Origin of the sequence: Mesorhizobium sp. Cs1299R1N1, from assembly GCF_037179655.1 — a bacterium.
Taxonomy (GTDB): domain Bacteria; phylum Pseudomonadota; class Alphaproteobacteria; order Rhizobiales; family Rhizobiaceae; genus Mesorhizobium; species Mesorhizobium salmacidum.
In genome coordinates this window covers 710,613-722,678 of sequence record NZ_JAPYKR010000001.1, presented here as the reverse complement: position 1 = coordinate 722,678, position 12,066 = coordinate 710,613, and the positions used below count along the sequence as shown (strand labels likewise).

General features: G+C 63.4%; 12 protein-coding genes. 10 read left to right on the top strand and 2 right to left on the bottom strand.

All coding sequences use genetic code 11. The features are described 5' to 3' along the window. From O7A70_RS03515 to O7A70_RS03495, 5 genes are all read left to right on the top strand, one after another. Window positions 1–127, top strand: a 127-nt coding sequence (locus tag O7A70_RS03515; RefSeq protein ID WP_337139036.1) for a 2-oxo acid dehydrogenase subunit E2, incomplete at its 5' end; no start/stop codon positions are given. A gap of 238 nt (window positions 128–365) precedes the next feature. Beyond that, on the top strand, window positions 366–1,352 hold the full coding sequence (locus tag O7A70_RS03510) for an ABC transporter substrate-binding protein (protein WP_337139012.1): 987 nt from the start codon (window positions 366–368) through the stop codon (window positions 1,350–1,352). A 142-nt stretch (window positions 1,353–1,494) separates the two neighbouring features. After that, the gene (locus O7A70_RS03505) at window positions 1,495–3,198 is read left to right on the top strand and encodes an ABC transporter permease (protein WP_337139011.1); all 1,704 of its coding nucleotides are present in this window, start codon (window positions 1,495–1,497) and stop codon (window positions 3,196–3,198) included. Beyond that, the gene (locus O7A70_RS03500) at window positions 3,186–4,265 is read left to right on the top strand and encodes an ABC transporter ATP-binding protein (protein ID WP_337139010.1); all 1,080 of its coding nucleotides are present in this window, start codon (window positions 3,186–3,188) and stop codon (window positions 4,263–4,265) included. Before O7A70_RS03505 ends, O7A70_RS03500 begins: the two co-directional genes overlap by 13 nt. A gap of 216 nt (window positions 4,266–4,481) precedes the next feature. After that, entirely contained in the window at window positions 4,482–5,648 is a 1,167-nt protein-coding gene (locus tag O7A70_RS03495) for a DUF930 domain-containing protein (protein ID WP_337139009.1), read from the top strand. Here O7A70_RS03495 and O7A70_RS03490 read toward each other — a convergent pair. Both O7A70_RS03490 and O7A70_RS03485 read right to left on the bottom strand, forming a co-directional pair. Beyond that, window positions 5,645–6,319 carry an HAD family hydrolase gene (locus tag O7A70_RS03490; RefSeq protein ID WP_337139008.1) on the bottom strand — a complete coding sequence of 225 codons (675 nt, stop codon included), beginning with the start codon at window positions 6,317–6,319 and terminating at the stop codon, window positions 5,645–5,647. The two genes, O7A70_RS03495 and O7A70_RS03490, sit on opposite strands and share 4 nt — an antisense overlap. Before the next feature lie 108 nt (window positions 6,320–6,427). Further along, window positions 6,428–7,069: a hypothetical protein gene (locus tag O7A70_RS03485; RefSeq protein WP_149907509.1), complete on the bottom strand. Its 642-nt coding sequence runs from the start codon at window positions 7,067–7,069 to the stop codon at window positions 6,428–6,430. A gap of 192 nt (window positions 7,070–7,261) precedes the next feature. Here O7A70_RS03485 and O7A70_RS03480 point away from each other — a divergent pair, with 192 nt between their 5' ends. The 5 genes from O7A70_RS03480 (at window position 7,262) to ptsP (ending at window position 12,040) form a co-directional block, all read left to right on the top strand. Further along, complete coding sequence (locus O7A70_RS03480; protein ID WP_015315467.1) at window positions 7,262–7,699, top strand: transcriptional regulator GutM; 438 nt, start codon at window positions 7,262–7,264, stop codon at window positions 7,697–7,699. Between the two features lie 117 nt (window positions 7,700–7,816). Next, window positions 7,817–8,584, top strand: coding sequence for a PTS glucitol/sorbitol transporter subunit IIC (gene srlA / locus O7A70_RS03475; protein WP_027143558.1), 768 nt, complete (start codon window positions 7,817–7,819; stop codon window positions 8,582–8,584). Between the two features lie 16 nt (window positions 8,585–8,600). Next, window positions 8,601–9,599, top strand: coding sequence for a PTS glucitol/sorbitol transporter subunit IIB (gene srlE, locus O7A70_RS03470; RefSeq protein WP_027143557.1), 999 nt, complete (start codon window positions 8,601–8,603; stop codon window positions 9,597–9,599). A gap of 26 nt (window positions 9,600–9,625) precedes the next feature. After that, the gene (locus O7A70_RS03465) at window positions 9,626–10,006 is read left to right on the top strand and encodes a PTS glucitol/sorbitol transporter subunit IIA (protein WP_140616782.1); all 381 of its coding nucleotides are present in this window, start codon (window positions 9,626–9,628) and stop codon (window positions 10,004–10,006) included. Between the two features lie 57 nt (window positions 10,007–10,063). Beyond that, window positions 10,064–12,040 (top strand): phosphoenolpyruvate--protein phosphotransferase, encoded by a 1,977-nt coding sequence (gene ptsP / locus O7A70_RS03460; RefSeq protein WP_337139007.1) that lies wholly within the window; start codon window positions 10,064–10,066, stop codon window positions 12,038–12,040. Window positions 12,041–12,066: the final 26 nt, after the last annotated feature.

The window sequence follows — 12,066 nt, the reverse complement described above, 5'->3', positions numbered from 1 at the left end:
CAAAATAGCCACCGTGATGTCGGTGACGCTGTCGACCGACCATCGCGCCGTCGACGGCGCGCTTGGGGCGGAGTTGCTGGTCGCCTTCAAGAAGCTGATCGAAAACCCGATGGGCATGCTGGTCTAGCACCGATCTCCGGCTTTATCGGATGACCTCCCGCCCACATTCATCCCGGCGGAGCCTTGCACAAAGCGCCTGTTGGGCGTCGACGCGCCTCTCGCGCGAGAAGGTGGTCCTGATCTCATCTTGATCCAAGCCTCGATGCGCTGTGTCATCCACCAGTCATATGCGCCGTGCAGGGAGGAAGAGACGGGGTGCTGGTCAGGGGCCAGACCGGTCATGCACAGACAGGACAGGAGGTCTCATGAAGACGCTATTCATCAAGCTGTTGGCCAGCCAGCTGGCGCTCGCGGCAACTTTGTTCGCCGGCGTGGCAAATGCCGAAACACTGACGCTCTACACATCCCAGCCGGAAGCGGACGCGGCCAAGACCGTGGATGCCTTCAAGAAGGCGCAGCCCGGCATCGACGTCACCATCTATCGCTCCGGAACCAGCGACATCCTGACCAAGATGGCGGCCGAGTTCGCCGCAGGCAGCCCGCAGCCCGACGTGCTGCTCATCGCCGACGCGGTCTCGATGGAACTGCTGAAGAAGGACGACAGGCTGATGGCCTATCCCGAGGCAAAGCTCGACGGGGTCGACGCGGATGCCTATGATGCCGACAAGACCTATTTCGGCAGCAAGCTGATCACCACCGGCATCGTCTACAACACCGCCGCCGCCGAAAAGCCGCAGCATTGGGCCGATCTCGCCAAGCCGGCTTATGCCGATGGCCTGGTCATGCCAAGCCCGCTCTATTCGGGTGCGGCCGCCTACCTGCTTTCGGGCTTCGCCGGCGATACCAACTATGGCTGGGATTTCTTCCAGAAGCTGAAGACCAACAACACCGTCAGCGTGCGCGGCAATGGCGCGGTGCTGAAGTCGGTGGCTTCGGGCGAGAAGCCCTATGGCATCCTCGTCGATTTCATGGCGATGAACGCCAAGAAGAAGGGCTCGCCGGTCGAGTTCGTGTTCCCCAGCGAAGGCGTACCTGCCGTGACCGAGCCGGTCGCCATCATGAAGACCACCAAGAACGTCGATGGCGCCAGGAAGTTCGTCGACTTCATTCTGTCCGATGAGGGCCAGAAGCTGGCGCTGTCTATGGGCTACCTGCCGGCACGCGCCTCGGTCGGCCGTCCCGACTGGCTGCCGGAAGGCGTCAAGGTCAAGGTGATGAAGTTCGACACCAAGGCGATCGTCGCCAAGACCGACGCCGACAAGGCGAAATTCCAGGAACTGTTCGGCGGCTGAACCGTCGATCGCGGCGGGGTGCCGGCAGCGGCATCCCGCTCGCTTCGCCAGAGCAATTCCAGGAAAAGTGCGAAGCGTTTTCCGTCCGGAATTGCGCCGAAATGAACCGCACCCGGTCGCATGGACCCCAGGAAACGCAATCATGCCGACACGCATCAGGGAAAGCCGTGGCCAGGAAATGGTCCTGACGGCGGCGGCGGCCGTCGTCATCGTCCTGCTTTCGATGTTGCCCATGCTACGCCTCGTCAAGGAGATCGTGGCGCCCGGCGGCATCTTGTCGACCACGGCCGTGGAAGCCGGGCTGAGAAGTCCGACAACCTGGATCGCGACGTGGCACACGCTGGTCGTCGGCATCGGCGGCACGCTTCTGGCGGTGCTTTCGGGAACACTGGTGGCCGTGCTTGTCTCGCTGACCGACATACGCTGCCGAAGCGCCCTGGTGCTCTGCTACGTCATGCCGCTGATGATCGCGCCGCAGGTGACGGCACTGGCCTGGCTGCAACTGTTCGGCCCGGCGAGCCCGTTCCTCAAGCTTTTCGGGGCGGCTCCCCCGCTCGGCACGAAGAACCCGCTCTATTCGACCTCGGGCATCATCCTCCTGCTTGGCGTACAATACGGGCCGCTGGTCTTCCTGCTGGTGCGGGCCGGCCTGCGCAAGCTGCCGCGCGAACTGGTCGAAGCCGCGCGTGCCGGCGGTGCAAACTGGTTCACCGTACTAGCCACCATCGTGCTGCCCTTGATGACGCCCTCCATCATGGCGGCGGCAGCACTTGCCTTCGTTTCCTGCGTCGGCAATTTCGGCATTCCGGCCTTTCTCGGCATTCCCGCCAACTACCTGGTGCTGCCGACCCTCATCTATCAGAAGTTGGCCGGCGGCGGTCCGGCGGTGCTCGGCGAGACCGCGTTCCTGTCCGTGCTGATCGGCATCATCGCCATGGCCGGCATCCTCGCCCAGGAGGTGATGAGCCGCCGCCGCGACTACCGCATCTCTTCGACATCAATGCCGGCCGAACCTTATGAACTGGGCCGCTGGCGGCCGGTCGTCCAGGCCGGCATGTGGCTGCTCATCGTATTGGTGCTGGTCCTGCCGCTGTTAGGGCTGGTGCTGACCTCGCTGGTGCCGGGCTATGGCATTGCGCTCACCGCCAATACGGCGACGCTCGACAATTACCGTTTCGTGCTGTTCGAGCATGATGCCGCCAATCGCGCCTTCTTCAACAGCTTCTGGCTGTCGATCGCCGCAGCGTTCTTCGCCGTCATCGTTGCCGTGCCGGTGGGTTACCTGATCGCCTGGGGCAAGCAGCGCTGGGTGCGGCTGCTCAATCTGTCGGTAGAACTGCCCTACGCCTTGCCCGGCGTGGTGCTGGCGATCGCTTCGCTGCTCTTGTTCCTGCGGCCGATCCCGCTGACCGGCATTCAGCTCTACAACACTGTCTGGATCATCCTCTATGCCTATCTCGCCCGCTTCCTGGTGCTGGCGCTGCGGCCCACCATCAGCGGCTATCACCAGATCGACCGGGCACTGGAGGAGGCAGCGCAGGTGGCGGGCGCCGGCCTGTTCACGCGCATGCGCACCATCATCTTTCCGCTGGTCGCGCCGGCGGCAATTGCCGGCGGCCTGCTGATCTTCATGACGGCGCTCAGTGAACTCACGGTCTCGGCATTGTTGTGGTCCTCGGGTTCGGAGACCGTCGGCGTGGTGATGTTTTCCTTCGAGCAGGGCGGCGATTCCAACTACGCGGCGGCGATGTCCGTCGTCACGGTCGCCGTCACCTTCGCGCTGATGCTGGTGACCAACCTACTTGCCCCTCATCTTCCGAGCGGAGTTCTGCCATGGCGCGACTGACCCTGGACCACGTGACCAAGAGCTTCGCCGATTTCGATGCCGTGAAGGATGTCTCGATCGATGTCGCTGACGGCGAGTTTCTGGCGGTGCTCGGACCTTCCGGCTGCGGCAAGACGACGTTGCTGCGGCTGATCGCCGGTTTCGAGAAAGTGACCTCGGGCGAAATCCGCATCGGCGGCGACGTCGTTTCGAACAGCGGCGGCAGCATCGCGCCGGAAAAGCGGCGCGTCGGCATCGTCTTCCAGAATTACGCCCTGTGGCCGCACATGAGTGTTGCCGAGAACATCGGCTATTCGCTGAAGGTGGCCAAACTCGACAAGGCGGTTGCGCGCCAAAAAGTGGAAGACGCGCTTGCCTTGGTCAATCTGCAGGGCCTGGGTGAGCGCAGGCCGGCCAATCTTTCCGGCGGCCAACGCCAGCGCGTGGCATTGGCGCGTTGCCTGGTGGCGACACCCTCGCTGGTGCTGTTCGACGAGCCGCTCGCCAATCTCGACGTGCATCTCAGGGCCTCGATGGAGGACGAGTTCGCCGCCTTCCACAAGCGGACGGGCACGACCATCGTCTACATTACCCATGACCAGACCGAGGCGATGGCGCTGGCCGACCGCATCGCGGTGATGGATCGTGGACGCCTGGCGCAGCTTGCGAGGCCGCGCGACCTCTATCATGAGCCGGCAAATGAAATGGTCGCTTCCTTCATTTCGCAAGGCATCCTGCTGCCGGCGGACGTGCTGACGGGCGAGGAAAGTGGCCATTGCAAGGTCCGGGTACTCGGAAGCGAGCTGGTGGTCCGCTGCCGGCGTGGCGAGCGGCCGCGGGCCGGCGCCAGGATCTGCTGCCGCTCCGCCGACATCGAGATTTCGGCCGATGCCTCGGGCTTCGACGGTCTCGTCAAGCGGGCGGTCTACCAAGGCGGCGCGGCGCGCATCGAATTCACGCCCAAGGCCGATCCCGACCTCACCTTGCATTTCGAGCAGCCCGATCCGGTTGTGCTGGAGAACGGGGCGCAGGCGCGCCTGCGCATAAAATGCGGCTGGCTGATCCCGGCGGCGGGACCAGCCTTTTGATGATGCTGGACCTGCTTGGCGGTTTCGGCGAAAAGGGCCGCACCCAGCCTCGCCGTGAGCAGCGGCAATGATCGCATCTTGCTCGATGTCGCGCCGGCGCCTCGGTAACACGGCCTTGCCCGCGGTGATCCAGATCACCAACCTGTCAGCGGCCAAATTGCGCCAATCCAATGCTTATGCTTGAAGCCGCCGCCATTTCATTCCACATCGGTCAGGATGAAGGGCGAGACAGGAGAGCGGCGTCGGAATTTGCTGTGGGGTATCCCCGCATCGCTGATCCTGCATGCGCTTGTCGCGGGGCTCCTGATCTATGGCCTGCCCACGCCTCGCCAACAGCCGCAGGAGGAGGAGCCGGTCAATGTTGCGCTCGTGCCCCCGCCCGATCAGCCAAAATCGAAACCTGCCCCTGTACCGTCCCCTAAGCCACCGGAACCGAAGGTTGAAAAACCGCCTGAGCAGAAAGTTGAAAAGCCGGCTCCGCAACCTCGGAAGCCTCCGCCAATCGAGGTGCTGAAGCCTGTTTTTCAGTTCGGCGACAAGGATGCGGGCCCCCGGAAGTCCCTGGATGGGGCCAGCGCTCAAGACAGTTCGCCGTCGCCGACCAAGGATGAGGATCCGAAGCCGCCGGTCGTGCAGAAGCCTGCCGAGACCCAATCCGACGTGCCGGCAGGCACCGAGAAGCCGGCGGATTCAGCTGAGGCCGGCGAAAAGCCGGTAACCGACGCGAAGGACACCGAGCCCGCGCAGGAGAAGCAGGCAACTCTGACCCAGGACGCAGATAAGCAGCAGGCCGCCAAACAACAGGCAGGAGTGCAGGACTCCGCCAAGCAGACAGGCGCGGCACCAACGCCGCTGGCCATAGACGGAGACGGTGAGGTCGAGCTTCCAACGTCGGCTGCGAAGCCGGAGCCTAAACCGACAAATACACCGAAGCCCAGCTCTTCAAAGGTTGCGAAGTCCCGAAACGGGGGCGCCGGAAGCCCAGGTTCCACTGACGTAGCCAGCGCCGCATCGCGCAGGTATTCAGGCCTTCCGGGCGTTCGCAAGCTTTACTCGCAGGGCGCTACGGGTGACGCGCTGGCCACGACCTCGATGGGTGGCGTGCCTCGCGGTCAGCGTGGTGCCAAACTTTGCGCCAGCGCGTTGCAGCAGCAATTGCTGGACGCCTCCTATTTTCCCATTTTGATCCCAAGTGTTCCGCTGAAGGCCGGCAATGTTCTTGACGCCCCTGACGTTGCTTTCCGTACCTCAACCACGTGGTTCCATCTGGGCTTCCGCTGCGAGGTCGACAGCGACGCGACCAGGGTCTTGTCCTTCGACTTCCGTGTCGGAGCTGTGATTCCGCCTGGCGAATGGGCGCGCCTTGGACTACCCGCTCGCTAGGCCGGCACACCAAGCCTAGCCAATTGCCGGCTAACTTCATGCCAGTCGGCGCAGATGAAATCGGCACCGGCCGCAGTCAGCCGAGCGGCATGCTCGGCATAAGTATGTCCGCCACCGATATAGCCGATCGCGGTCATGCCGGCGGCGACCGCGCCCTGGATGCCGAAAGGTGAATCCTCGATGACGATGCAGTCCGCCGGGTTGGCGCCCATCTTCGCAGCGGCGAACAGGAAAATGTCCGGCGCCGGCTTGCCGTTCTTGACCATCGAGGAGCTGTAGATCGCATCGCCGAAGAACCGCGCCAGTCCGGTGATGGCCAGGCTGTGGTTGATGCGCTCGACGGAGGACGACGAGGCAACGCAACTGCCGCCCTCGAGCGTTTCCAGGAATGCGGTGATTCCCGGTGTCGGCTTCAATTCCTGCGAAAACAGGGCTTTAGTCTCGGCCCAGATATCGCCGTCGGCCGTCGCGGGAAACTGATGGCCGGTCAATTCCTTGATCCTGACGATGATGTCGGCCTGCTTCATGCCGACGCACTGGGCGATGATACCGCCGTGAACGCCCGGCATGCCATGCTTGTCGTAGACACGTTCATAGGCCTTGGCGGCCAGTGGCTCGCTGTCGACGAGAACGCCGTCGCAATCGAAAATGATCAGTCTTGACGGCGCCACGCGTTTCTCCCGGCCTCTGTCAGATTTGGCACATCGCTATCGACAAAAAGTCAAATGTTCAATAGCGGGCACTCGCGGCCTCGTGAATAGGGGGCAATAGAGGCCAATTCAAAGCTGGCGCAAGGCGTCGCTGGCGCGGGAGGACCCCAACGCTCGTTGCATGGCCTGCCGCGACTGCGCACGGTCGGGCGTGATCCAGTTCGGTTCCGCGCCCAGGAAGCGGTCGAGGAAAGCCACGGCATAGGCCGGCATTTCGGTGACGTTTTCGCGATAGGACCACCAGGTGCGCAGGTCGTCGGCGCATTTGTCGATGCTAGGCGCTGAACCGAACTCCTGCTCGTAGATGGCCGAAATCACCGAGACGCAGTAGTTGGTGTAGAGAAAGCCTTCCGGCCAGAAGCGGATGATGTCCAGCGTGCCGGCATTCTGATCCGTTTCGATGAGCTGGGTAAGGCCGGAGATCTCCCTGGCCGGCGCCTGCTTGATCAGTTCGCGCAGCACGAGGCCGGCGGCAAAGACGATGAAATCGGCGCGGTCGATCGCGGCGAAGCGCTTCTGCGCTTCCATCACCTCGACCCAGTCGAGAAAAGCCCGGGTCAGCTTCGCCTCGTCGATTTCGAAGCGTACGCCGAATGTGTCAGAAACCACCTTGGCGCTGCCGCGGAAGGTGGCGCGGAACCAGCGCAACTGCCGAAGCCGGTGGCGCAGATCGGGCATGAGGGCCAGTTCATCCCTGAAGGGCAGTTCCATTTCCTGTATCCCGTTTCCCCACAGGCTAGCACAGTCGTGCCCCCGCCGAAATCGCGCGGCGGCCCTGTGGATGACCGTGGTTGAGGCCAATATCATACATATTGACATTCGCGGAAACAAATGTTCTCACTTTGCTGTTGTCGCGTGCCGGTCCAAGGTGCGCCTCGACTGAGGCTTCGGGAGGAGAACCGAATGGCGATTTGGCAGTGGGGACTGCTCCTGCTGGTTATTGTGTGGGCGTTGCAGTCGCTCGGCGTCTGGCTGCAGATGCGGCACTATTCGGATGTCTTTCGGGGCGTCACCGATCAGTACAAGGATGGCTTCGTCGGCGCTGGCAATTTTCGCGGTCGATTTGCCAAGGGAACAATCGCGCTGGTCGTGGTTACGCCCGACCTGATCGTGCGCCGCATGATGGTGATGAGCGGCCGTTCCGTGTTCACCAAATTCAAGCGACATGAAGAATTCGAGGGTGTCCCCCTCGATCGACTCCGGTCCAACCCTGCGATCATGGGGGAGGGGGAACCCGGTGTGGCCGAGGCCGTGAAGCGGGCGATCGAACAGATCGACAAAGCACGGTCGGAGCCGGGGAAGAAGCCGGGCCTGGCCGGCTTGAATGTAGCAAGGGCCTAGAGTCGGATGATTTCCAGGTCAAATCGACCTGAAATCTGAATCCGCCTCTGGATCAAAGGGATAGAGGAGGCCGTGCGCCGACTGGGATCAACCGGCGGGCCGGCATAAGGAGGAGAAATGTCTGTATTTTCGTTGTTGGCGCAGCATGCCGACATGGCCGTGCATAACCTGCATATCGCGGGTGCCATGGTTTCGGACGCTGCATTGCATGGCAGGCTCGCCGTCGAGCATGCTTCCGATCATCTCGTGATCCTTGCGCAGGCGCAGACCGACGGGGCGCCGGTTACCGCCGAGCAGCTGAAGGAACAGCTGAAAAATGTGCAGCAGGAAGAGCAGCTTGGCTGGCTCACTGCCATCGGCAAGTACTTCATCGGCATCTTCCAGAAGGGCGGCGAGGTTTTCGCCGGCTTTGTCACCGGCATCATCCCGACACTTGTCGTGCTGATGACAGCCTTCTACGCCGTCACCGAACTGGTCGGCGAAGAGCGTGTCCACGGCCTGGCGCGTGGTGCTGGCCGCATCGCGCTGACCCGCTATACCGTGCTGCCGCTGCTGGCGGTGTTTTTCCTCACCAACCCGATGGCCTACACCTTCGGGTCGTTCCTGGAAGAGAAGCACAAGCCCGCCTTCTACGACGCGGCCGTGTCCTACGTGCATCCGCCGCTCGGCCTCTTCCCGCACATCAACCCTGGCGAATATTTCGTCTGGGGAGGCATGCTCGTTGCCTTGCTCGATCTCGAGAAGCGGGGCGTTGTCGTCGCCGGTTACCACGTCAAGGTGGCGATCTGGTACGCGATCGTTGGTCTCGTCGTGATCCTGCTCAAAGGCATGCTGACCGAGCGCATCACAGCCATCATGGCACGCCGCCAGGGCGTTGAGCTGTAAGGGCGGGGAGGACATCATGGCCAAGACATACAAAGCCGTAAAAGTATCCCGGGGTTCCACCGGCTGGGGCGGCCCGCTCGTCATCGAGCCGACCGCGCAGCGCGACAAGGTCGTCTCCGTCACCGGTGGCGGGATCCATCCCGTGGCCCAGCTCATCGCCGACATGACCGGCGCCACAGCCGTAGACGGTTTCAAGGCGCCGCCGGTGGAAGGCGAGATGGCGGTTGTCGTCGTCGATTGCGGTGGCACCGCGCGATGCGGCGTCTATCCGCGCAAGCGTATCCCGACCGTCAACCTGACGCCGGTCGGCCAGGCTGGGCCGCTCGCCCAGTTCATCACCGAGGATATCTACGTTTCGGGCGTGAAACCGGCCAATGTCACAATGGCGGACGGTTCCGAGGCGGTCACAACTGCGGGGGGAGCAGCGTCGATGAGTTCTACCAACAACACTGCGACGCCGACGGCGCTGCCCAGCGAGGGTGGCTTGATCGGGTTCATCAGCACGATCGGCCGCGTCATGGGTCGTGTCGTCGGCATTTTCTTCAATGCCGGCCGCCGGACCATCGACCAGGTCGTCCGCAACGTGCTGCCGTTCATGGCCTTCGTGACCATGCTTATCGGCCTGATCCTGTACACCGGCATCGGCGACGTGCTGGCGCAGCCGATGGGACCGCTGGCCAACAACATCGTCGGCCTGCTGGTCATCTCGGCCATCTGCGGCCTGCCGTTCCTGTCGCCCATCCTGGGGCCAGGCGCCGTCATCGCGCAGGTCATCGGCGTCGCCATCATCGGCCCGCAGATCGCCAACGGCACGATTTCGCCGGCAATGGCGCTGCCGGCGCTGTTTGCCTACAACACCCAAGTCGGCTGCGACTTCGTTCCTGTCGGCCTTGCGCTGGGTGAAGCCAAGCCGAAAACCATCGAAATCGGCGTGCCGGCGGTGCTCATCAGCCGCCAGATCATGGGTCCGGTCTCGGTGCTGATCGCCTGGATCGTCTCCCTGATCGTGTTCTAAACACCAGAAATAACGAGGTTCGCCATATGTCGGTTCTTCTCAAGACACGGGTCACGGCAATAGGACCCGAAGTGGCGGACCTCGCCGAGGGCGGCGTGGTCATCCTGTTCGCGGATGGCTCGCCACCGGAGCTTGCCGAGGTTTCCGTGCTCCACAAGACGGAGATCGGACCCAGCGACGGCGCGCCTGAAAAGGGCGCGTCGATCACCCTTGGCCCGGTTTCGGCCGTCATAACCGCCGTCGGCTCCAGCGCCTGGAGCAAGGTCCTCGAGATGGGCCACGTCGTCATCTCGTTCAACGGCGCCACCGAGGCCGAAAGGCCGGGCGAGATCTGTGCATCGCAGGTCGATACACAAGCGCTCGTGGCCGCCCTGAAAACAGACGCGATCATCACCATCGCCGCCTGAAAGCATTCGCGCTCCAGCCGGTCTGGCCTTGGCGCCCAAAAAAGCAGAGTATTTGCCATGGAACGCTCGACCATCGTCAGAGTGCATGAAGGTTTGCACGCCCGTCCCGCCACGCGCTTCGTCAAGCTCGCCAAGGCTTTCGAATCCGACGTCGAACTGGTCAAGGACGGCAAGGCGGTCAGCGCCAAGAGCTCGGTCAAGCTGATGCTGCTGGCGGTCAAGGAAAACCAGGAAGTCACCGTGCGGGCGAACGGCGCCGATGCCATCGAGGCGATCGAGGCGCTGATCGGCTATCTCGAGAACCCCAAGGCGGGTCTCGACGACGAAGAAACCCACGCCCCGGCGAATGACGCGGGCAAGGAAGCGGCGCCCGCGTCCCAATCCGCGCCGGCGGTATCAGCCGAAGCGAATGGGTTGCGCGGTGTCGCCGCAAGCGAGGGCGTCGCCATCGGGCCGGCATTCGCGCATTTCCCGCCTGACATCGCCGGACAGGGCCGCATGTTGCAAGCCGATGAGATCGCCGGCGAAATCGAAAGGTTCCGCGCCGCCGTCGCCGCTGTCCAGGCGCGCATGGATCGGGCGCTGGCGCAGGATAGTCTGTCGGCCGGTGACCGGGGCATCGTCGCCGCGCTCAGGGATATCGCGGCCGACGACAGCCTGACCGGCGAGGCCGAGAAGGCGATCAAGGGCGGCAATGACGCGGTCTCGGCCATGATCATCGCCGCTTCCACCATCGCCGCCGATTTCAGCGCCGTCGATGATCACTACCTCAATGCGCGGGCGGACGATGTCCATGCGGTCGGACGGCAGATCTGCCTGGCGCTGCTGGGTCAAGACGACGTCAGCCTCGAAAATATTTCGCAAGGTGCGATCCTGATCGCCGACGACATCGGCGCCTGGGACCTGGCGCGTGCGCCGCTGAAACGCATCGGCGGCGTGGTGTGCGGCCATGGCGGCGCCACTTCGCACATCGCCATCATCGCTCGCTCGCATGGCATTCCGGCGGTACTGGGCCTTGGCGACCGGATCAATGCCTTGCGCACGGCTCAAGAAGTAGCGCTCGACGGCAATACGGGCCAGGTGATCATCGATCCCGATGCGGCGACACGCGCCGATTTCGCCGGCCGGGTCGAAGCGGCGGCGACGGAACGTGCCGGCCTGGCCGCCTTCAAGACGGTGACGCCGAAGCTGGCGGACGGCAAGGTGATCGAAGTCGCGGCCAATATAGGCTCGCTCGAGGAGATCGAGGCGGCGCAGGAAGTCGGCGCCATGGGTGTTGGCCTGTTCCGCACTGAACTCCTGTTCATGCGTCACATGCACCTGCCGTCGGAAGACATGCAGGCCGAGACCTATGCGGCGCTGGCCAAGGCCTTCGCGCCTTATCCGGTCATCGTTCGCACGCTCGACATCGGCGGCGACAAGCCGATCGCCGGCATCGAGTTTCCCGACGAGGAAAATCCGTTCCTCGGCTGGCGCGGCATCCGCATGTGCCTCGACCGGCCCGATATCTTCAAGCGCCAACTCAGGGCGCTGCTAAGGGCCGCCGTACACGGCAACATCAAGGTGATGCTGCCGATGGTTTCCGATCTTGGCGAGGTGCGGCAGACGCGCGTTCTTGTCGATAAATGCGCCGCCGAACTCAAGGCCGAAGGCGTACCGCACGCTACGTTCGATCTCGGCGTGATGATCGAGACCCCGGCCGCTGTGCTGATCGCCCCGGCACTGGCCAAGGAGGTGGCTTTCTTCTCGATAGGCACCAACGACCTGACCCAGTACATCATGGCCGCCGACCGGCTCAATCCGACCGTTGCGAAGCTCAACGACGTCACCAATCCAGCCGTCATGTCTGCGATCGAACTGACGGCCAGGGCCGGCGTCGCCGCCGGTATCATGGTGGGCATGTGCGGCGAGGCGGCGGGCCGGCCGGATCTCATCCCCGCCTTCCTGGAGATGGGTCTCACCGAACTGTCGATGAGCCCGGCCTCGATCCAGCGCGCCAAGAAGACGATCATGGCGATGGCGGCCGGGGAGTAGCCCTGCGGCCGCTCTGTTTTCTGAAC